Raw genomic sequence first — 21,063 nt, forward strand, 5'->3', positions numbered from 1 at the left:
GTTTAGAGTCAATACACGTTGTCTATTCCACATCGCTTGACCTCTGAATGCGCAGCGCAGCGTAGGCGCTAGTACTTTGACCGCTGCCAACGAATGATCGCGGCGGTGACCCACGTCCCGGCGATGAGGACGGCGGCGCCAGCTAGCCAGTGTGTGATTGGCCGGAGCCAGGCGACGGCGAGATTGAGCACGATCGCCGTGCCAAGCAGCAGCAGGCTGGCGCGGAAGATCCAGGCGAAGGGATCGTTCGGTAGCGAGCTCTTGTCCTCTCCCACGAGTGCCTCACCGGGCCTTCTGGTCGTGGCTGGCATCGCTTGGCACGGGGTAGCCCGGCAGGCTGATGTCGGCGTCGACCTCGTTGCCCCATACGAACCACTCCCGATTGCTCGGCGGCCGACGTCGGGCGAACAGCTCGAGATAGGGCCCGTCCGAGATGCGCTCGACGATGGCGAACTGCTCCTCGGGCTTGTGGCTGTGGCCCTGGACGGGTGCGTTTATCCAGGTTGGCTGGGAACGGAAGTTCACCGGTGCCTTGCCTCGCGTAGCAAACAACAGATGCTCGGTGGCATGGCGCAGGTAGTTGCCGAGGCCGAGTCGGAACTTGATCCACGTGATGGGTGCGCGCACCGTAAAGCCCCAGGCTTCGGCGACGTCGTAACCGTCGCGCAGGGTGCCGTTGGTGACCCAGAGCCAGAGGTGAGCATTCTCCTCGGCCAGGTCCCGGATGGGCATTGCCTTGATCCGCTCCAGACTCATCAGCGGGTAGTGCTGCGACGCTCCTCGTGCGCCCCGCTGGTCGGTTTGCCATGGCGGATCTGCCAGGATGGTGCGGAACTTCGCCGGTACTGGGTTGATGCTGTTGGTTGTCATGTAGGTGGTTGCCTCCTCTCTGTCCCGGATTCGCTGCGCGGCTCGGGAGCTGGGGCTAGTTATGAACGATGTGGAGCTGGATCGAAACCAGCGGTTCGGGCGAACTGTCGAGCGAAGATTCGCCCGAACCGCTGGGACCTTTCCCCGGAGACACAGCCGCCTCGTGGCTACGGCGGGCACCGGAGAATCCGTTGTGGAATCTGCTACAGGGGCTCGGCGACGTGGCTGCCGGGGCGGTTTGCGATCAGCCCGGCGAAGATCGCCCGCGCCACGACGCCTGGCCGCGATTCGTACGTGACCACCGTCGTGGTGACGCCCTCGTTCAGGACGCCCGCGGGGGGCCGGCCGCCCAGCACGACGGCGTGCACCGTTCCGGGGAAGGCCGCCAGGTCGGACAACACCGCGCCGGGGTCGCTGTCCGTGAGGAAGAAGTCGGAGAGCACGACGAGGGTTGCCTCGTGCTCCGGGTGACGTTCCGTCAGCGCCCTCGCCCGTGTCAGGCTGGGGCCAAGATCGCTCGTCCCTGCACCATCCGCAGGCGGATGCAGGCCAACACGAAGGCCGACGAGGCCTTGCCGTGTCAGAGGTGTCGGTGCGACCTCGCCACTTGAGGGGGTGTCGAAGTGGATGATCGCACCCAGCTCACGAGGCGAGCCCCTGTGTGCGACGACCGAGAACGCATGCTCCACCTCGGCATACCGGTTCGAGAGCGCATCGGTGCCCCGGGGACCCATGACCGAACCGGAGTTGTCGAAGAGGGCGATGAGCAGTGTGGGCACGGCGGCCGGCCTTCCGGGATCACCGAGCCTGTACGACGGGCCGGCCGGCCCCGCCGACCTGCTCGGCATCGGGGTACCGAGCAGGCGGCTAGGCAGCAGGCCGCTCGAAAGCAGCGTGGGCCGGGTGCTCATGCGCTCACGCTCCGACGAGACCGCCGCCCGATCACCCCGCTCTGCTCACCGGCCGCAAACCCGTGCCCGAACACCTGCGGGTTTCGCCGCTGCGCCTGCCAGGACAAGGAGTCCACTCGCTTGCCGGCGGCCCCGGCCCGATACGTGCTCTCCTCGCGGATCGAGCGCGCCATCTCCTCCGAGGCGGCCTTGTCTCGGCCGGCGGCCGAGCGGGTGAGCTCGAGGTAGTGCGTCTCGGCCCCTCGAACCCGCTTGGCAAGCGTGCCGAGCAGGTCCGCCACCTCATCCGCACTGGCGTACCCCAGTAGCCCTGATGCGATCGCCGTTGCGAGCGCGAACAGCCCGAAGGTGAGGCCGGTGAGGCCACCCTCGATACCCGCGCGGAGCGCGAAGATCCCAAGGGCGACCAGCAACGCCACCAGCAGCGACAGCCCACCCATCAGCTTGGTGATGCCGAGACCGTCGCCCCCTGGGACGAACAGACGCCGGTAGCGCTGCTCCTCCTTGGTGAGGCTGTCCGGATCACGCTGCCGTGTCCGCGCCATGCGGATGTCCTTGAGCTCGGACCCCACCAGGCCAGCGCAGGCTGCTGCCAGACCGGCCGCCAGCGCCTGGCCGAAGGCAACGTACGGAACGTCGCCGTTGATGATCGCCGCCGACCAGACACCCGCGGTATCCCCCAGGACCAGGATCGGCCAGCAGATCCAGTACCGCAGTTTCCCGCCCGACTCGCGCCGCACGTACGAGCCGAGCACCTGCGTCGCCCGCTGATACTCCGCATGCGCCTCACGAACCTCGGCCTCGCGCTGGGTCAGGAGGAAGTCGATGCCAGCCACCTGGCGGTCCAGACCGCGTGCCTCCACACCGTAGGGGCGCGCCTCGTCTTCGCCTTCAGCTCGCCAGAGAAGCTCCTGCTCTTCCGCGAGGGCGTGGTACTCCTGCTCGACGTAGCTCGTGCCGACGTTCGAGGGCCGCGGGTGCGCACCCACCTCGTCCAGCCGAGGCAGCGAGATCGCCTCGACCTGCTCCGTCCAGGCGTCCATGGAGCTCGCCGGTCGGACGTTGCGCAGCCCGGCGAACCGGCCCAGGCGCCTCATCGGTTCACCCCGGCGTACTCGGTGACCGAGAGGCAGTTCTCGGCACCGGTCTTGGCGCAGAGGGCGTCGTAGAGCGAGACCAGCCCCTCCACGACCTCCGAGGACGGTGGTGATCCAGCCACTCGTCCCAGGCCGGCGACGGCCACCGAGGCACCCGCCAGCTCCGGCACGCTCGTCTTCTCGGCCAGCGACGTCGCTTCCTGTTCGCTCAGCGCCTTCTTACCGAGCTTGACCCCGCCGACGTTCTGGAAGCCGTCCGTGAAGATGTACAGGTGGAGGTGGGCGTCGCCGTCGAGCTGCCGGGCCCACTCGGCAGCCAGCCGGTACTGGGCGGTGATGTCGCTACCGCCGCCGGGCAGCGCCGCGACTGCTGGCTCGTAGGCTGCCCGGATCTCGGCCATGGTCTCCTCGACGATCTGCGGCACGCGCTTGAGCTTGGCGTTGTCGGTGGCACCGTCCAGCCGCAGGGGCTGGTCGAAGATGGTGGCCGTGGCGGCGCTGGACGCGGAGAACACCTGCACCCGCAGGTGCCCCGAGCAGATCGCCGTCCGACGGACGATCCCCTCGACAGCGGCCATGCGCTCGGCCGCAATCTCCGACGAGGCACTCGACCCCGTGCCGTCGATCTCGACCGAGGAGGCCGGAGCTGCAACGGGGTCACACGAAGCGAGGATCTCCTGGTTCTCGGCCAGCTCGCCGTGGGTCGAGCCCACCCCGCACGCCGCGAGTGCGGCGACCAGGAGCAGTGCGATCGGCGCAGCCACGACCGCCGGCTTCTGACTACGCTTGCGCGCGATCCGAGCCTGACGGCGCTCCTTGACTTCGTTGGTGGCGGGGACGACCGAGGAGTTGGTCGGAAGCACCGAGCGCAGGTCCCGCGCCAAGTGGCGGAGCTCCTTCTCCTGCCGGGCGCGCTGACGATCCTCGATGCTGTGGATGATGCGTGTGTAGCGGTTCCTAGACATGAGAGCCTCCTTCACGGAATCGAGGCGGCTGATGCCAGACGACGTCTGCCACCGCTCGAACGAACGTGCAGGTCAAGCGTCGGCTCCGGGGAGTCTCCCGAGTGGAACAGGCTTGGCAGATTCTTAGAAAGAGCGCACGATTTTGGAATGAGCAACCCGCAGCCAGGCCGAGACGACGTTGGCGACCTCGACGCTCGGCTCCTTGCCGAGCTGGCCTTCTTGCGCAGGAACCCGTTCGGTGGCGGCCCGAAGGTTGACGAACGGCTCGCCGCTACGCAGACACTCTCCGCGCTCGCCGAGCAGCTCTACGGGCCAGCGACCAAGCTCTCCGATCGCGACCAACAGCAACGAGCACTTGTCAGGAGTGCCGCCAAACGTATGGAGGGCACCGGTGGCGAGGCACTTCTTCGCCTCCTCGGTTTGCACGCGGAGACCGTGAATATAAGAAATGTGGGGCCTCGAAGTGAACTCGCTGGTCCCTATGCCCACCCAGACCCGCACTTTGGGAAAACGTTCGGGCGCATCGAGTACTGGAAACCGTTTCTCCAACTTGCCGTGATAGCGATTCAACAGACAGCGCAGGCGGTTCCTCGCCGCAGAGACGGCGACAGCGAACCTCTTCGTGATCTCGCCCTGCCGATTGTCAACCGCGAATGGACCGATATCATCGTCGAATTGGTCAAGTCGTCCGAGGCTGGACACCAGGCCCATGCGCTTTACGGTCTACCCGGCAGCGGTCGGTACACGCTATGCGACCAGGCCCTCGCTCGGGTCACGCCCCAGAACCGTCACATCGTCCGCGTGGACGAACCACTTACCTACCACCGTGACTTGCTCGACATGCTCGAAACATACGGTATCCACGCAGATTCGTGGAGCCTTGCCGCCTGCGAGCGCGAGTTCCGAAGGCTGGTCGAAAACGCCCCTAGTTCGCTGGGTGGTGTGATCCTGCACGGCGGAAAGACGGCCGACCAGTTCGCGCACTTGCTACCGCGGCGGCCAAGAACGCACCTACTCCTTACTACAGAGCGTCCCTCTAAATCTCGCATGGACCACGTCTATGAGCTGGATGCGCCATCATTCATGCCCGAGGAAGCCGTTACACTCTTGGCTTTCGGTCATCAGAATGCCGAGCCGCGAGACTTGTCGCTATTGGCTGAACAGCTCTACCGCCACGTGGGGCTCATCGCGGTCGCGGCTCGATCCCGAATTACGGTAGCCACGTTGATCAGACGGCTCCGTCGCAACCGCACCGCGACAGTACTTCAGCTTGCCTCACTGGGCGGCATGGATCTTCGCCGATACGCGCGGCAGGTAATCCGCGATATTGGCGACGATGCGGATGCGCTCTTTGCTCTTGATGTCGCGTTGTGGCTTACGGGTAACGACAGTTGGAACCTCTACCATGCGGTGGGCTTCCTCTTGCCCGGTCGCGTCTCGCCCGCGCGTGTCAATGTTGCCCTCGATCGGTTTAATAACGCCTGTGGCTACGTAAGCTATTGGGGAAGCAGTCCGCTTGTCCCCATCCTCCGTCAGCTACGTGCCGAGCAAATGACGCCGCTGCTCCACGCTCTGGCAAGCCTCGAGGGCCACGAACGCATTGGACTCAACGGTGATCGTTGGCCAGTTGCGCTGTCCGTTTGGCGACGCTCAGGAGAAACGCCCCCAGTCCTGAACATGGGTACATACGAAACATCCGTCACGGTTTGCCATGCTACTGGTGGGGGGCACGATTTCGCAGCTCTCTTCCATGGGCCAGATGGGCGACCACACGCTCAGCTCTACGAATGGGCACACCTGGGGGAACGGACCCTGGAGGTGTATGAGGATGGGGAGCAACTACCGCAAAGCATCCTGCTCGATCCGGATAACGATACGAGGTGGCCCGAAGTCACGCGCTACATGCTGGGCTTGTTGACGGGCCCGGACCTGTCACGACTGTCCGAACTTGTAGGCGATATACGAGTCGACTACTATGCAGAGCCGGACTACGAGGATTTGCACCCTGAAATCGAACTGGAATGGATTGACCTCGACGACATCACGCCAGAAATGGCCACGATGTGGGATTCGAGACCTGATGAATCAAGTGATCCGCATTCGGGCGAGATTTTTGGGTAGAGTTTCCACCTCTGCGCGACTGTTGCATTACACCTCGGGATATGTCATAAATAGTAGGTAGATGGAGCGTAAACCCCAACCACCAAATCCCGAGTTTGAGTCACGCGGTGAAACCACAGATTCGCGTCGATTCGGCTATTTCCTCAAGACCAATCCGGTTGCGGTTGTTGATACGTGGGAGATGTACTCCAATCGCTTGAGTGCGTACGCCGATTGGACGAGTGTGAACTCCGATGCGGAGGACACCCGAAATATAGACGAGTTCCACGAAGCCGAGGACGTCGGCACCGTATTTAGTCGGGAATTGCCAGAGTTTGCGAAGGCATATCCGCGCCAAGCTGCCGAGCTTGTTGCGGAGATCTTGCACCGCGATGACCATGCAGGCAGTTTTCATTTATGGACGGGTTCTGCGCGCGCCATTCTGTACATAGCCGCCTCTGACCGCGAGCTCGGTATTCAATTGTGGGACATGTTTCGCGAGCTGTCCGAACCGAACGTGAACGAGGCTGCTATCGACATGCAGGATGCAGTCGACCCACGAATCCCCCACGAACTCAGCCGGGAATTGCGTGATATTGAGCAACTGCGTCGAAAAATTGAACATCAAGACGTCGATCGTGTCGCGATGATGCTGTTCTACGTTGAACACGTCAAGCCCTACGCATAACAGGTAGCGCCTTATCGGTAGAAAGAGAATTGGCGGGAGCTCCACCCGGACAACGACAGTATGTCGCGTTCCGAGTGGGCTCCCGCCGTTTGCGTCTCCTGAGCCGGGACGGCTCGAAGGTGACGCCGTGCTACTCGCCAGAGGTCTTGCCTCGGCGGGTTGCCGGACGTGAAGGAGGAGTCTCCTTCGCCTCGTCCGTTGCGGTGTTGCCGCCGAAGATCGCCGTGATGGCGTCGCGTCGGGTCTGAGCTTCGCGCTCAATGCCGGCACGGATGGCCTCGGCCTTCTCGAGCGTGGCGGGATCGGACTTGGTCTTCTCGATCCAGTGCTCCAGGGCCAGGCGGATCTCCTCAGTGGCAGTGCGACCCGTGATCTGGGCAACCACGTCCAACTGAGCGCGCAGCTCGTCGGTGATCCGGACTGCCAGCGTGCGGAGCTGGCTTCCTGACGGCTCGCTCATAGCGAACCACCTCCTCGGTGAATTGCGGCCGACGAACAGGGGACTGTTCATCTCGGAAGCCGCAGGGCACCGACGAAGCGATCGAGGCCTGTAAGCAACTGGAGGTGCTGATTGTTGTCAGCACCCCCAGTTATGAAGCAAATTGCGAACGAAGGCAACCGTAGGTTCGCTCACGTTGTGATTTCTACAGCGTTTCTAAGGTGCTCTGAGCAGCACGGGCCCGTCGAGTCGTCGCATCAAGGAGTGCCAGGTCGCAGAGGTGTCGCACGTCGATCAGGAGCGCGCGCCAGGTTCAGGCTCCGCTGACACTTGGCCGATCGTCTCCAGCACGAGGCTGGGCACGACGCGGACGGCATCCTTCAGGAGCCGTTCTATGGCTACCGCATGACGGCTCGTGTCCACGTTGATGTGAGATGCCCACTCGGCAGGTTGGTAGCGGGCGAGCATCGACAGGGCATAGAGGACCGTCCACCAAGCCATCAGCGGATGAAGGCTGCGACTGTCGTCCGGTGCGACCGATGGAAAGAACTGCATAGACCCTATGTAGCGTCGCGTCAGCGACTCGAGAAGCGCAGCCCTTTCCGCGACTGTGCCTGCGTGACCGCCAGGCAGTTGCCAATGCATCACGAGCTCGCCCCAGCCGTCATTATGGCGACTGAAGTCGGGAGCTGCGGCCGGCTCCCGGTCAACGCGTACGAAACTGTGGTAGCCCTGCGCCGCTGGGAACGCTTTGAGGTAGTTGTCCAAGGCCTGGCGCCCATTGTCAGCGTCCATGACCCACGAGGGAAAGCCAACGACAGGCACGGACGCCAAAGGATGGTTTTCGGGGTACAGATTGCGGTATTCGATCCACAAGGGCGTCCGCCGTGAGGCGTCCTCGCCGAGGAGCGGAGAGTGCTGATTCTCGGGTAGGAGGTCCCAGAGCACATTGAGGGGGATCGACGCCTTACCCCAGACGGGGGAGTCAAGGAGTTCCGACAGTCGGACGTAACTACCGCTTCCGCCAGGTTTGCCGGTCTCGATCCTGACGTCAGAGAGCCCGCCAGCGAGCTCTTTCGCGCTTATGCCGTGGCTACTCAGCTTCCAACCATCCCCAGGCCCGATGCTGGACGAAGCGGCAGTGATCGCACGCCCGGCCTGGCTGAGTCCATAGAAGACGAGGAGTGGCTGTGTAGCTGGACCAACCGTCGCCGCCGCGCGGAACATCTGCTCGGCTTGCTCCAGGGCGAAGACGTATGTCGCCCGCCGCTCGTCGACTACGACAGCCGGAGCTGGTGGGTTCCACCTCGTGGCTCGTAGTTGCTCCCAGACGCCATCGGTGTTGTTGTCGGCGTGCACATGCTGACCATGTGCTCGTTCAGGTGCGCTGTCAATCACGCTCCGGGCTCGATCCCCAATGTGGTCGGTAAGGTCCATCTGTCAATGGCCGTGTTGGACCCCTGGCTCACGGGGACTGGCCGCCAAGAGTCCGGCTCTCTAGAAGTTCCAGCCCTGCGGCTTGGGCCCATACACGACCTCTTGTCCGTGATCTTCAAGGGCGATCCGCACGAACTCGTCGGGCGTCGATGCGGGGACTGTAACCGACTCGTATGGATGTTCGTGGCGGAACAACCGTCCCGCGTTGGCGAGCGGATGGAGTAGTCCGATTGCGCCGCGGGTTCGTCCCCGGCCAGCGAAGACGATCAGTTCGGACACTGTGGGGTCTCCACCAGGTGGCACCTCCAGTGTGAGCTTGAGGTTGCCGTGCTCGAACCGTGCGCTCGTCACCTGCATCTCCGGCATCAGCGCCATGCGGTCGGGAGGAAACAGAAACCCCTCCGTTGGGGTACCCGACGCACGAATCGTGTATCCGCCCACGGTCGATACGGAGTCGAACGATGTCAGTCCTTGCTCCGATGACATGAGCAAGAACGGAACCTCTTGGCCCTCGCCCCACTGGTGGTACTTCTCCTGAAACTCACTGTAGGCGTCCCCGTCCCCACACCAGGCTCGTATACCGCCCGTGCGGGGCTCGACGTTCCCGTCCCGGACCATCCACAGCCGCGCCGGGTCCAGTGCAGCGATGACGAACTCCGCATGACGTTCGAGCCGGAGGCGCTCGAGCATCTCGTCGACGGTGACGTCGCGGACCTCGGTCAATAGACGGATGGTCCCGTGTGGATCGTTCCCGGCAACCCCGACGGCGAGGTCCGCACGAAGGATGACGATCTTGGCCAGGGCGTTTTCGTAGGTGTGTCTTGTCTTGGTCACGTCGCCGGCCCATGTGATCTTCGTGTCGGAAACCATCGTGATCCGGTCTCCGTCGTGGATGTCCGCGACTACAAGGGTCATGCCTACCAACCCTACTCGCGGCCTCCCTCGGCGACACGTGAGGGGCCAACAGTCCGACCCCCCGGGTGCCTCACTAAAGGCAGCGACCTATACTTCAATCTCCAATATTGTTATGCTAGAAACTGTTATGCTCCCCGTCACTCTAAGCACATTCGAGGCAACGTCAAGCTCCAAGCACCTCCCGAAACTCACGCCGTCTAAACTGAAGGCCATCGAAGAGTCTTGCGTCCTTGCGGTTAACGAGAAGGTCCAAATCCTGCTCCTCTTCTTGTATAAGAAGTGGATTGCCGAGGTTGCCATCGGCTTAGAACGCAAGGATGAAAGCACGCGCCTCTTAGACCAGCTCGGACTGCCTTGGTATATCGAAAGTTACCAAGGCCCATACGTTGAGCGTTGGGTTCAGGTCGGTGCCAACCAAGCTGTCCTCGATTACGTCCACGCGCGTCGTGGAGAACTGAGCGACTTAGAATCGGGCATCCTCTATGGATTTCCACCTACACATGTTCTCGGCTACGTGGGAATTATCTCGAAGAAGCCAACGGCACCGAACAGTGTAGCCCTCTATATGTTGGCAGGCACGTACTCGAAGAACTTCCAGGATGCTGAAGTTAAGTATTTCAATGAAATCTGGTGGGAAGTCGAAAAGGTGAGCCCAGTAATCGCGGGGCAGGCGCAACAAGAATATGAGAGCCTGTATCGCCAAACTTCCGAGTAACTGAAGCTGCGGGCTCCGGCAAGCATCAGCGTTGAATGCCTGCCGGAGCTTGGCGACAAGCTAGTCGTGGTACCTGCACCCGTAAGTCGGGTTGTTGCAGTGAGCGTTTGGGTTGTTTGAGCTGCACCGAACACAGCGGCAGGTACACGTACCCATCCGCGGCGTCGAGATGATGGTGCGCAGCGGAGAAAAGGCCTTCAGTTCGATGCGCTTGTTCGGCGTGACGTCCGTCGGGACTGCCGCCAGGGCTGCTGTCATTGAAACCACATCCAGTTCTTGCGTAGTCGCTACACGATGCAGAAGGTGCGTTCGCTTGGGCGAACGAGACTAGAGGCAGCTTCCGGTCTAGCGAGTACAGCCGTGTCCACGCACAGGCGGCTGACGATCGTGGGCGGAGGAACGGGACTCCGCTTCCTTAAATCTACAGTTCGCACCCGACGCGAATCCGGTGAATTCACCCTTGATGATGAAATATCACCCACTACGTTGACGGACTCCCCATGGCTGATCGAGCAGGTGGTGGTCGGGAAATGGCAGCTGGCGGTCGGCTCGGCGGCACTGGGCATGCCCGGTGTGAGCCCTGCCATGCCTTGTTGGGAGTGGATTAGCCCTCAGTCAAGCGGAAGGCCACCGAACGGTGACGACCACCGAGTCGGCTTCCGCCTGCCATGAGTGGTCGATGCCTGGACCCCAGACGACGTAGTCGCCCTGTCGCTCAAGTAGGGTGCTGCCGACGGTCAGGTCGAGCCGGAAGCGGCCGCTCACGAGCAGAAGCATCGTGGTGCGCCGATCGTCAGTGGTCCACTCGGGTCGTTGCTGACCCTCGGGGTGGACGCCCCACTTCACCTCGAGAGCGTCGGTGTTCCGCACCGCCGCCCCGGGGGTCTCGGGGGCGATGAAGTGACCCAGGAGCCAGCCGCGGTGCTGGTCCGCGTCGTCGGTGGCGTTGCCGCTGTACCAGGTGTCTGACATCACGTTTCCCATTCGACGGGCGGCAGATCGACGCGCTCAGGTCCGATCTCGGTGAGGCGGCGGAAGCCCTGGAGTAGAGCAAACAGACCCTCGGTGCTCCATGCCGGTTCGTGCGCGAGTGTATCCAGCAGGAAGCGGTCTCGGCTGGAGTAGCGGCGCAGGTTGTTGGATTCCCAGTTGGCTTCGATCTGGCCTCCGAAACGGGTCCACCACTCCTCGTCGTCGATGACGACAAGGCTGGCGAACTCATAGTTGCCGGTCAGGAGGTTGTAGCCGAACCCGGTGCACTCCATGCGCCAGGTCCGCTCATCGGCACGTTCCATCAGCCACGCCATCGGCTCAGAAAGGCGGCTGAAGTGCATCGGGTCGGCCTGCCGGGACTCGGAGACCGTGGAGTCGACGTCAGCCCGCCCGAAGAGCTCTTCTTCCATCTCTCGCGCAAGTGTTGCCCCGATCGGCGCATCATCAGCGACGTCGACCAGTGGGCCGTGGAATCCCTTGGGTATCACGGAGAGTCGTCGGCTGCCGTTGAGTACCTGGTTGGAACGTTCTTGGATCAGCAGCAGGTAGTCGCCATCGTGGCGCCAGGTCTTCGGTCGAGCGATCGCAGTTAGCGCGAGAGCACCGCCGGCGCATAGCCGTGTGCCGACGTCGAGGACGGCTGACAGGTCGGGTAGGTAGCGGTCGCGCAGCGGAAGGTCACCCGGCAGCGGTCGCGGGTTGGTGGCGATGGCATCCACCAGTTCGTTCTCAAGCAGGTCCAGTGTGAGGGCGTAATGGATGAAGTCCGCCTGGGCGAGACGGCCTTTCATCCCTGCTCGGCTGATCTTGAGGTCGATGAGACGGTACAGATCCCGGTTCACCATCGTTGTTCCGAAGCGCTCGACTTCCGCGGCTCGTCTCAGCGCCGCGTCACGGCCGGTGTCGTCAAGTGACGGTCGGGCAACCGGTGCAGCATCGAGGCGGAGGCCGTCTACCTCCTTGCCGATCGGTAGAGCTAGGTCGAGCCAGTCTGGTCGGGTCAGGACGCTCGTGGACAGTGTGCCGAGCTCTGTGCGCGCCGTGTATGGCCGCCAGCCGTCACGAAACTCGTAATAGCTCGCCAGAGCGGCGACGATCTCCCGCCGACCGACATCGGCACGAACGACTTGCGGCAGGACCTGCGGCCTAAGGTCTCCACCTTGCGACAGTGCCTCGACTCTTCGCTTCGCCTCCCCTGGGGCGAGTCCGGCAGCGTCGTCGATCCATCTGAGTGCTGCGTGCATCCCGGGCGAGATCGGGCGATTGCCCGCTGTGCTCGGCTGGCGCGGGTCTGACACCTCGACACCCGGCGCGACCTTGCCTATCAGGATGGCGGGCTTGGCTTCGACGGCATTAGCGTGGTCCTGGCCCGACTCGACGCTCCGTGTGGTGTGCTCCAGACTTCGGCTGGGCGTCGGCTCGACGGTGAGAAGGTCAGCCAAATCGGCCAGGGTGACCTGGAGTGCCTCGGCCAGCATCGGGCGTGCCCACAGGGCCGGTGCGACCTCGCCCCGTTCCCAGCGCGCCACGGTTGTCCGGTCGATCTGGAGCTGTGCCGCCAAGGCCTCCTGGGACAGCCCGACCAGCTTTCGGCGCGCGACGAGCAGATCGCGTCGTCCCGGTGCTGGTGTTCGTCTGGTTCCCAATGCTCCCCCTGAGCCGCCCCGCGTTTGCCCAGGTCAGCGTCCTGGTGCCACAACCTTGCTACAACCCTGCACCAAACGAGCCCTGGGCGCGATGAAGTACGCCAGGTTCGATGGTCCCCAGAGCGCCGCGGAGCAATCGGCCGCGTGTTCTGGGTGTCGGCATCCGGCGGCACTCTGCCATCCCTTCCGCAGGGTCCTGCGGAGGCAGACCAGGAGGACGCAGATGCAGGAGACGGAAACCTACAGCACCCCCGTGGTGGCCGACCTCGGCTCGGTCGCTGAGGTCACGCTCGGCAAGTACGCCGAGGACTCGCAGGACGAGGGCCGCTACTTCGAGTGATCCACCGGGCGGGGGCGGTCCCAGCACGCCGCCCCCGCTCCTGCACAGACGAGAGGGGCACTGTCATGGTCTGGCTCGCTGGAGCATCGGCCGCGATTCCCGGGCCAGGAGAAGCACGACTGCTGTGGGGTGGAGAGCGGCCTGTCTGGGTTGTCGATGAGCCGGGCCGACCTGAGACGGTCGTGCGCATGCTGGAGGACGGGACGTCCCGCCTTGCCGTCATCGGTGACGTCTGGCTGTCGGGCGGTGACCTGGCCCGTGGGCTGGCGCACGTCCGGCGCAGCGACTGGCACGAGCTGACGCGCTGGCCAGGCTCGTACTGGGTGGTGGCGGACACCGGGACGAGCACGGTGGTTCTGACCGACCTGTGTGGGCAGCGCCCGGTCTACCACGCGCGTTTGGATGACATCGTCCTCTGGGCCACGCAGGCCAAGCCGCTCGCGCACGCTACGAAGGCCGCCGTCGACCAGGCCGGGATGGTGCGTCGGCTGGTGGTCCCCGCGCTCGGCGATCTGGTCGGTGCGCAGACTACGTTCGCCGGCGTTCACCGCGTACCCGGTGGCCACGCCTTGACGTTGACTGCACGCTCGCGCCACGTCGATCCTTACGAGCCGGAGTCCCCGCCGATGACGTTCACGGAGTCCGCCGTGCGGCTGCGGGACGCCTTAGCCACCGCTGTCGAGGCGCGCGCCACCAGTCCCGCCGAGACCATCACCGCCGACTTCTCGGGCGGGCTGGATTCGACCACGCTCGCTCTCCTGACGGCTCGGGCCGGGCGAGACGTGCTGGGCGTGACGCTCGCTGACCGGCTCAACCCGAACGACGATGTCTCGTACGCCGTTCTCGCTGCTACCGCCGAACCGCGACTGCGGCACGAGCTGGTAGCCCCTGAACCGCCGCCCACCTTCTTCAACGACTTGCTCAGCGCCCCGGTTACCGATCAGCCGCACTCGGATGCCGGGCGGTGGGCTCGCAAGTGGTCCTATCAGCGTCACGCCGTCGCGGCTGGCAGCACGCTCCACCTGACCGGGTCGGGCGGGGATCTGCTGCTTGCGACCCCCGCTACCTGCCTGGCGGACCTTGCGGCAGGTGGACACCACCTCACGTTGTGGCGGGCTGCCAGAGCGCGCGCCCGGCTCAGGCACCGGCCCGTCTACGACGTCGCCCAGAATGCCTACCAGTTGGCAGACACCTCCTATCCCGATGCGCTCCGCCAACTAGCAGCGGCCATCCGGGTGGGCGGCCAGCGTGCACACGGGCGTCGGCCACTGCGCTGGCTGGCTCCAAGTGGTGTTGCCGCTTGGCTGACCCCCGATGCTCGGAACGGCCTGCTGACCACCATCTCTGACCTGGCGGCTGTCGCGCCGCGTGGCTACGGCTCGCTCAGCAGACGCCGAGCATGGGACGAGGTGCGCGAGTTCGGCACCTACCAGGTCGAACTCAACACGCAGGCCGCCTCGCTCGGCCTACGGCTGCACGCCCCCTTCCTGGACAACGAAGTTGTCCGGGCGTGCATGGCGCTGCCGCCCTACCTCCATAACCATCCGCACCGCCAGAAGCCGCTCCTGGCTGCCGCTCTGCGCGGTCTGGTGCCGAACAGCCTGCTCGACCGCCGCACCAAGGGCGTCTACGGCGCGGCCGGCTATGTGGGCATCGCCCGAAACATCGAGGTCATCCGGGGCTTGCTCGATGCGTCCGAGCTGGTCGCTACCGGCCTGCTCGACGCCGATGCGGTGGCGCACGATCTCGAGCTCGCTGCCGCTGGCATCCCGACCCGCTTCGCGGCCCTGGAGTCGGTCATCACGACCGAACTGTGGCTCAGCCAGTACCGCGCCGAGACCAGCGTCACGCCATGGGAGGTGACTGCTCATGCGCACTGAGCCGTTGATATTCCTCAGGCCGCCGCGCTACGTGCGTGCCACGATCACCCGACAGGGCGGCATGGTGCTCGACCTGCGCGGGCGGGGACGCTGGCACGCCCTGAGCCCGGTCGCCGCGGTGTGGTGGCAGTGCCTGGCAACAGGCATGAGCGTCACCGCAACTGCCGAGCGCGTCGCCGCGCGGTATGGGGTCAGCCGGGAGCTGGCACAGCGCGACGGTGATGCGCTCGTCCGCGACCTCCACGGGCGCGGCCTGCTGCGACCACCCCGTCGCTCACGAAAGGACCGTGCGCTATGAGCATCGCCATGGCGACCCAGGTCGCACCGCCCCGCCCGGCACTCGGCCAGGCCGCGATGGCCGCCACCAGTCTGCTCGTGGCCGTGGGCATGCTGCGACTGCTGCCGCTGCGTGTCGTCCTCGCACTGGCAGGAGTCGTCCGGCAGGTAGCGCCCCGACATGCTTCGCTGGACACCGCCCGGGAGGTCATCACGGCCCGGGACTGGGCAGCCGCGCACTACCCAGGCCGAGCGACCTGCCTCGACCTCTCGCTCACTGCCTTCCTGATCGCTGCCTGCCGAGGACGCCACGTCAGCTGGTGCATCGGCTGCCGTTTCAACCCGAGCGAGTCGCACGCCTGGATCGAAGTCGACGGCGAGCCAGTGGGTGAGTACGGCATGTTCGACGACCCGTTCCACGTGACCATCCGCCTGTGATCCATCAGCTCCACGAAAGGAACCAACCCGAATGAGCCCCAGCACGACCGACGCCGTGGACGCCGCTGCTCGCGCCATCCCCGCCGAGCTGTACCACGGGAAGGACGGCAAAGCGGTGCGCCCCTGCACCCCGGCGCCTGTCACGCTGCGCCACTTGCGGATGCTTGACGTACGACCAGGGATGCGTGTGCTGGAGATCGGCACCGGGTCGGGCTATTCGGCAGCACTCCTGTCCCACCTCGTCGGGCCGACGGGTGCCGTGGTCACAGTGGACATCTCGGCTGACCTCTCCGAGCGGGCGCGTGGCCTCTTCGCCGAACACGGGCATCGCGTAGAGGCCGTCCACGGCGATGGCCTGCACGGCTGGCGGGAAGGCGCACCGTTCGACCGCATCTTCGTCGGCACCACGCCGCCCCAGATCCCCACCGCCTGGCTCGACCAGCTCGCCCCTGGCGGTGAACTGATTGCCGGCTGCCTGCTGTCGTCGCTCCCCGGCGCCTATGCCGTCGCCCAGATCAGGAACACCACCCACGGTGAACCCGATGTCTTCGTTCACGCCGGCGGCTACACGCCAACCATCGGGGACGAGAAGCCACAGGCAGCTACCTACGTGACTGCTGACGATGACGACCGGTTCGACCTCGCGACCAACGCCGCGATCACCGAGGACGCCGCCCGCGAACTCCTGGCCGCCCTGCGCGTCGGCCGAGCCACCACCTGGACGACCGAGCCGGACGACTACCTGCACCTCAAGAACTGGCTCATCGCCCGAGACCCCGAAGGGCTGCTCGTCGCCACCACCGAACTCGGGACGGGCATCGGGCTCGGGTCTCTTGGCGGCGAGCCGGACGCTGCCTTCGTGACGGGAGCACACCTGGTGACCCGTCCGGCCGACTCGGCCGTGGGTACCAAGCTGCACGACCTCATCACGGCATGGCGCCTGGTCGGCTCGCCCGCCACCCACGAGCTCCCAGCGCGACTCGTCCGCTCGGAGAACGGCTACACCGTCACCGTCCAGCCACTTATTTAGGAGTCGTCATGACACTCGTCAACGTGCTCGCCAGGCTCGGCACCATCCGGACCCGCACGACGCGCTTCCGCTGCTACTGCAACTGCGACACGTGCAAGGTCGGCCGTCACTGTCGGAATCCGGAGAACAACTGCGACTTCTGAGTCAACGCTCCGATCGCCCCTCAAGGCAGTGGCGCCCACGCTTCGGCGGGCGCCACTGTTTGCATTTCTGGCGAACGACCCACTGCCATCGGAGCTCCGGTTCGGACTGGTGTTGCTCCGGCAGGTGGGATTGCGTCGGCTCACTAGAGATCGTCGGATAGGACTCACGAAAGGAACGCAGATACGAAACCGGGCGGCTGCCCCGGCCGGACCCAGCGCACGCAACGGCACGCGATAGCGAAACGCTCCCAAGCCACGCGTCGGCCGAAACCGTCGGGCCGGGTTACCCACCGTGTAAATGATCGAGGCCAACTCTCGGAAGCACGCGCTTCAGCCTCGAATCGCCCCATTAGCTGGAGTAATCTGCAGCCGGTCCCGACAACGTGCCGGCGCTCAATGCGTTGGTCGGCAGTCTGGGACGCCTTCAGTCACGGCCACAGGCACGGATGCCGGGTAGGTGGGTCGATCGATCCTGCGGCGCGCAGCGAGGTGCACCTCCGACAGGAGAACTCCACGGCATGCTGATAGTACGGCCTCCGTCTAGCCTGGCACCGTGGAGGCTTATGAGCAGTTCGTCGCGCTGGCGCTCGAGGCAGAAGGGCTCGTGGTCTCCAGCGCACTGAAGTTCCCTGTAGCCAGGCAGACCCCGAGCGGCCTGCAGACGCACGGCTACGAAGTGGATCTCATTGGAGCACGTGCAGACAAGCTTGTTCTTGCAACCGTGAAGTCCTTCTTCGGGTCGATCGGTGTCATGGCCGACCACGTCAGCGGAGCGGGCGCAAACAAGACGCACACGAGCAGGTACAAGCTACTCAATGATGCTCCGCTTCGGAGCAAAGTCGTCACGTTGGCTGCAGAACGGTTTGGCTACGCCGTCAGCCAGGTCGAGTTGCGCCTGTATGTCGGAAAATTTGGCCCCAAAGATAACGAGGAACGGACCCGCGCTTGGTGCAAGAGTCAGGTCGTCGGTGCAGGCCCGATCAAGGTCCTTGGTGCGCCCGAAGTTGTCAAAGTAGTGCGCCACCTGGCGCGACCTAAGCAGTACCGCGATAGTGCTGTCCTCGCCACAATCAAGGTTCTCAACGCTGCAGGAGCTCTCGTAGAAGGCCCCTAGAAATCCCTAAAGCAGCTGGACCGGATCGCTAATTCGTCACATTTCGCCCGCACGGAGCCAAGGCCGCCTCTCTCCTTTGGGGATGAATACAGCGTGCGCGGCCTAATGATCCGACAATTGGCGACACGCGGCAACTTTCACGGCGCCCTTGGGCCGCCAGAGGTACCGTTACGTGGTAAGTTCCCCAGCGCAGTACCCATCGATCCCGGCAATCATGCAGGCCACGGGGCCCTTGGGTTGGGGCGCCCGTCCGGTTGGCGTGGGTCTCGACTTGCCTGGGCACCGTCTCTCGATGTTGTTGGTAGCCATCGCTGACGTGCGAAGGTCAAGTACCAAGAGTTGTGAGGAACGAACTTCGTGGATTACATCTTCAAGACGATCTACTTCCCCCGCGACCGCGTTCGCAGCGGTCAAGCAACGCGGGTAACCGTGAGCCTGCCGACGGTTGATGGGCCAGCGGATCCGCCTGGGTTTGTCGATTACTTGGCCAGCTTGGGCAGTGCTGAGCTACGTGAGGCGCTCGGTGATCGCACGCTTGAAGATCTTGAACAGATGGCTGCGCGCGAGGATCGCAGCTTCAGCAATGAGTGCGTACGACTCATTCGTGAATCGTTCGTCGCAGACACGCGGGGCAACGAACCGCGGACCGGCGCCATCACGCAAGCGTCAGTACCGTTCGGCGACGCCGCGCCCGGGGTGACATTCAAGGAGAGCAAGCGTCTCCCGATATTCGGCTGGTACCCGTACGTCGAGGGTTTCTCTGCGCCGTACGTCCACGAAGTGGTCAAGCGATATGGAGCTGGTCGCTCAATCTATGACCCGTTCGGCGGCTCCGGAACGACACAGCTCGCGGCATCTGTAGCCGGCATTCCCAGCTGGTACAGCGAAGTCAATCCGTTCATGCGATTTGTTGCAGACACAAAGATCGAGGCATCGAGAGCTGCGCGCAGCAACTTGGAGCGCACCGATGCCCGGCTCACTGAGTTCCAGACTCGGCTTACGACCGAGCTTCCGCAATGGGCATCGAAGGTGGACCTAGCGGGCTACCACGAGGCGTTCCCAGGGCGAGACTTCTTCGTGGAGGGTCATATTCGCGAGCTGCTCGGTGCACTCGACCTGGCAAAGGAAGTGGCGGCGGAGGACGAGGCAGTCAGTTCGCTCCTGCGGCTGGCGGTGGCGGCGAACGCCGTCCACGCATCCAACATGACCCGACGAGCCGACCTAAGGCGCCGACGCGCTGACGAGTACAAGACCCGCGTCGTCGACGTGCCTGTCATGGTCGGATCATCGGTCGAGCGCATGCTCGCCGACTTGCACCAGCACTCGGTCAATGCCGCGCCGACTACGTTCGTCTCCGCTGACTGCCGCCAGGCTCCATCGCAGTTCGACGGCGCCTTTGAGCTCGCCATTACGTCGCCGCCGTACCTCAATGGAACTAACTACTTCCGCAATACAAAGATCGAACTCTGGATGCTCGGGTTTATCGCATCGGAACGCGAGCTGGCTAATTTCCGTGGCCAGGCTGTTGCGGCGGGGATCAACAACGTAAACAAGAAGCGTCGGGAGTATCGAGTGTTCCCGGATGTTGAGTCAGTCGCTGAGCAGCTCGACGAACAAGCTACTGACCAAAGAATCCCACTTCTTATCCGACAGTACTTCTCAGACATGGCCGAAGTTATGGAATCTGTTCATCGAGTCCTTGAGCCAGCCGGCAGGTTCGTGTTTGACATCGGCGACTCAAAGTTTTACGGCGTACACGTACCAACGGATCATCTCTTGGAGTCGATTGCGGAGACGGCTGGATTTGCGGTCGAGTCCAGCACGGTGTTGGCGCGACGGTACTCGCGGGACAAGTCTCCCTTGGTGCAGCGCGAACTCGTCTTCCGGAAGGACGCATGACGGTGACGCTCGATCAGCTCGATGACCGCCAATTGGCCAAGCAGATCTCGGCATTCGGCGCGGAGATGCCCTACCGCAAGGCTCCCTATAACAGCAGGGCGTGGGGAAATTCGCTGCACTCACTCTGCTCATACCAGGGCAAGCTCAAACCCTCGATCGCCTACTGGCTTGTATCAACTTTTACTCAGCCAGGCGACCTCATTATGGACCCGCTCGCCGGTGTCGGCACCATTCCATTCGAGGCGGCGCTTCTCGGTCGACGGAGCATTGCGAATGACCTGAGCCCGCTTGCGGCGACGGTCTCTAAGGCGAAGGTCGCGCCACCGACCTTAAGCGAGGCTCTCGCGGCCGTCGATGGGCTTGCTGATGCAATGTCCGAGGTAAGACTATCGAAGTCCGACCAGGATGCGGCCGACTTTGGTCTGAACGCCACAGTGCGGGACTATTACCACCCGGACACGCTTGACGAGGTTCTTAAGGCACGACGAGTCTTCCTCGAAGGGAAGTTGACAGCTGTCGGCGCCGATTTCGTATGGGCATCGCTCCTGCATGTCTTGCACGGCAACCGCCCGTACGCTCTCTCTCGGACCTCACATCCGATCACTCCCTTTAGTCCGAAGGGTCCGTTCGAATACCGAGGTGTTATTGATCGAACGAGAACTCGGATCGAACGCGCGCTGGCCACACCTTTGCCGGCAGAGTTTGTTCCTGGCCGCGGTATCCACGGGGATTTCAGACAACTCCCTTCGGCCGTCGACGACCTCGCTCAGGTTGACGCAATCATCACGTCTCCGCCGTTCTTGGGCATGAGGTTCGACCGTCCGAACTGGCTGCGTCTATGGTTCTGTGGATGGACTGCTGAGGATTTCCACGTCAGGTCGCTCGGCTTCCTGGAGCGTCAGCAGACCAAGTCCTTCGATTACTACAAGGATTTCTATGACGTCTCTGCCAAGCTGTTGCGTCCGGACGGCCTGCTTGTGATCCACGTTGGTTCAGGCACGAAGGATCGTCTCGTTGACGGCCTCCGGGATCTCGGCACCTCGCAGTTTCGGCTCGTGGGCGAGACTGTCGAGGACGTCGCGGCGTTGGAGCGCCACGGCCTCACTGACAAAGGCTCGCGCACGACGAGCCACCATCTGCTGTTCTTCAGGCGCGACTGACAGCTCC

At 63.8% G+C, this 21,063-nt stretch carries 22 protein-coding genes; 12 read left to right on the forward strand and 10 right to left on the reverse strand.

Annotated elements, in window-relative coordinates; genetic code table 11:
* Positions 1 to 68 precede the first annotated feature (68 nt).
* The 5 genes from APR03_RS09905 to APR03_RS09925 all read right to left on the reverse strand — a co-directional run bounded on the left by APR03_RS09905 (position 69) and on the right by APR03_RS09925 (position 3,858).
* On the reverse strand, positions 69 to 275 hold the full coding sequence (locus tag APR03_RS09905; protein WP_253835211.1) for a hypothetical protein: 207 nt from the start codon (positions 273 to 275) through the stop codon (positions 69 to 71).
* Between the two features lie 7 nt (positions 276 to 282).
* Positions 283 to 870, reverse strand: coding sequence for an MT-A70 family methyltransferase (locus APR03_RS09910; RefSeq protein WP_253835213.1), 588 nt, complete (start codon positions 868 to 870; stop codon positions 283 to 285).
* A 203-nt stretch (positions 871 to 1,073) separates the two neighbouring features.
* Positions 1,074 to 1,781, reverse strand: coding sequence for a hypothetical protein (locus APR03_RS09915; RefSeq protein WP_253835215.1), 708 nt, complete (start codon positions 1,779 to 1,781; stop codon positions 1,074 to 1,076).
* Positions 1,778 to 2,824: a hypothetical protein gene (locus APR03_RS09920; RefSeq protein WP_253835216.1), complete on the reverse strand. Its 1,047-nt coding sequence runs from the start codon at positions 2,822 to 2,824 to the stop codon at positions 1,778 to 1,780. Before APR03_RS09920 ends, APR03_RS09915 begins: the two co-directional genes overlap by 4 nt.
* Positions 2,825 to 2,874: 50 nt before the next feature.
* Positions 2,875 to 3,858 (reverse strand): hypothetical protein, encoded by a 984-nt coding sequence (locus tag APR03_RS09925; protein ID WP_253835218.1) that lies wholly within the window; start codon positions 3,856 to 3,858, stop codon positions 2,875 to 2,877.
* Between the two features lie 132 nt (positions 3,859 to 3,990).
* On the opposite strand from APR03_RS09925, the gene APR03_RS09930 reads away from it, so the two are divergent.
* On the forward strand, positions 3,991 to 5,964 hold the full coding sequence (locus tag APR03_RS09930) for a hypothetical protein (protein WP_253835220.1): 1,974 nt from the start codon (positions 3,991 to 3,993) through the stop codon (positions 5,962 to 5,964).
* Positions 5,965 to 6,025: 61 nt separating this feature from the next.
* Entirely contained in the window at positions 6,026 to 6,631 is a 606-nt protein-coding gene (locus APR03_RS09935; RefSeq protein WP_253835222.1) for a hypothetical protein, read from the forward strand.
* A gap of 130 nt (positions 6,632 to 6,761) precedes the next feature.
* Here APR03_RS09935 and APR03_RS09940 read toward each other — a convergent pair whose 3' ends face one another.
* The 3 genes from APR03_RS09940 to APR03_RS09950 all read right to left on the reverse strand — a co-directional run bounded on the left by APR03_RS09940 (position 6,762) and on the right by APR03_RS09950 (position 9,422).
* Positions 6,762 to 7,091 (reverse strand): YlcI/YnfO family protein, encoded by a 330-nt coding sequence (locus APR03_RS09940; protein ID WP_253835224.1) that lies wholly within the window; start codon positions 7,089 to 7,091, stop codon positions 6,762 to 6,764.
* Between the two features lie 273 nt (positions 7,092 to 7,364).
* Positions 7,365 to 8,429 carry a YaaC family protein gene (locus APR03_RS09945; RefSeq protein ID WP_253835226.1) on the reverse strand — a complete coding sequence of 355 codons (1,065 nt, stop codon included), beginning with the start codon at positions 8,427 to 8,429 and terminating at the stop codon, positions 7,365 to 7,367.
* A gap of 138 nt (positions 8,430 to 8,567) precedes the next feature.
* Positions 8,568 to 9,422 (reverse strand): hypothetical protein, encoded by an 855-nt coding sequence (locus APR03_RS09950; RefSeq protein WP_253835228.1) that lies wholly within the window; start codon positions 9,420 to 9,422, stop codon positions 8,568 to 8,570.
* Between the two features lie 127 nt (positions 9,423 to 9,549).
* Here APR03_RS09950 and APR03_RS09955 point away from each other — a divergent pair, with 127 nt between their 5' ends.
* Positions 9,550 to 10,137, forward strand: coding sequence for a hypothetical protein (locus tag APR03_RS09955; protein WP_253835230.1), 588 nt, complete (start codon positions 9,550 to 9,552; stop codon positions 10,135 to 10,137).
* 615 nt (positions 10,138 to 10,752) lie between these two features.
* Here APR03_RS09955 and APR03_RS09960 read toward each other — a convergent pair.
* Both APR03_RS09960 and APR03_RS09965 read right to left on the reverse strand, forming a co-directional pair.
* On the reverse strand, positions 10,753 to 11,109 hold the full coding sequence (locus APR03_RS09960) for a signal peptidase I (RefSeq protein WP_253835232.1): 357 nt from the start codon (positions 11,107 to 11,109) through the stop codon (positions 10,753 to 10,755).
* Complete coding sequence (locus tag APR03_RS09965; RefSeq protein ID WP_275977337.1) at positions 11,109 to 12,776, reverse strand: helix-turn-helix domain-containing protein; 1,668 nt, start codon at positions 12,774 to 12,776, stop codon at positions 11,109 to 11,111. Before APR03_RS09965 ends, APR03_RS09960 begins: the two co-directional genes overlap by 1 nt.
* 223 nt (positions 12,777 to 12,999) lie before the next feature.
* Between APR03_RS09965 and APR03_RS09970 the strand changes: the two genes are divergently transcribed.
* The 9 genes from APR03_RS09970 (at position 13,000) to APR03_RS10005 (ending at position 21,056) form a co-directional block, all read left to right on the forward strand.
* A complete protein-coding gene (locus APR03_RS09970; protein WP_182619444.1) occupies positions 13,000 to 13,116 on the forward strand; it encodes a lasso RiPP family leader peptide-containing protein in 117 nt (38 codons plus the stop codon).
* Between the two features lie 65 nt (positions 13,117 to 13,181).
* Positions 13,182 to 14,996 carry an albusnodin/ikarugamycin family macrolactam cyclase gene (locus APR03_RS09975; protein ID WP_253835236.1) on the forward strand — a complete coding sequence of 605 codons (1,815 nt, stop codon included), beginning with the start codon at positions 13,182 to 13,184 and terminating at the stop codon, positions 14,994 to 14,996.
* The gene (locus APR03_RS09980; RefSeq protein ID WP_253835238.1) at positions 14,986 to 15,294 is read left to right on the forward strand and encodes a PqqD family protein; all 309 of its coding nucleotides are present in this window, start codon (positions 14,986 to 14,988) and stop codon (positions 15,292 to 15,294) included. Before APR03_RS09975 ends, APR03_RS09980 begins: the two co-directional genes overlap by 11 nt.
* Positions 15,291 to 15,710 carry a lasso peptide biosynthesis B2 protein gene (locus APR03_RS09985; protein WP_253835239.1) on the forward strand — a complete coding sequence of 140 codons (420 nt, stop codon included), beginning with the start codon at positions 15,291 to 15,293 and terminating at the stop codon, positions 15,708 to 15,710. Before APR03_RS09980 ends, APR03_RS09985 begins: the two co-directional genes overlap by 4 nt.
* Before the next feature lie 31 nt (positions 15,711 to 15,741).
* Entirely contained in the window at positions 15,742 to 16,740 is a 999-nt protein-coding gene (locus APR03_RS09990; protein WP_253835240.1) for a protein-L-isoaspartate O-methyltransferase family protein, read from the forward strand.
* Between the two features lie 8 nt (positions 16,741 to 16,748).
* The gene (locus tag APR03_RS24820; protein ID WP_275977338.1) at positions 16,749 to 16,883 is read left to right on the forward strand and encodes a hypothetical protein; all 135 of its coding nucleotides are present in this window, start codon (positions 16,749 to 16,751) and stop codon (positions 16,881 to 16,883) included.
* Between the two features lie 553 nt (positions 16,884 to 17,436).
* A complete protein-coding gene (locus tag APR03_RS09995; protein ID WP_253835241.1) occupies positions 17,437 to 17,997 on the forward strand; it encodes a hypothetical protein in 561 nt (186 codons plus the stop codon).
* A 357-nt stretch (positions 17,998 to 18,354) separates the two neighbouring features.
* Positions 18,355 to 19,896: a hypothetical protein gene (locus APR03_RS10000; protein WP_253835242.1), complete on the forward strand. Its 1,542-nt coding sequence runs from the start codon at positions 18,355 to 18,357 to the stop codon at positions 19,894 to 19,896.
* The gene (locus APR03_RS10005) at positions 19,893 to 21,056 is read left to right on the forward strand and encodes a hypothetical protein (RefSeq protein ID WP_253835243.1); all 1,164 of its coding nucleotides are present in this window, start codon (positions 19,893 to 19,895) and stop codon (positions 21,054 to 21,056) included. The genes APR03_RS10000 and APR03_RS10005 overlap by 4 nt, the downstream gene beginning before the upstream one ends.
* Positions 21,057 to 21,063 lie beyond the last annotated feature (7 nt).

This window comes from Promicromonospora thailandica, from assembly GCF_024171955.1.
GTDB classification, from domain to species: domain Bacteria; phylum Actinomycetota; class Actinomycetes; order Actinomycetales; family Cellulomonadaceae; genus Promicromonospora; species Promicromonospora thailandica.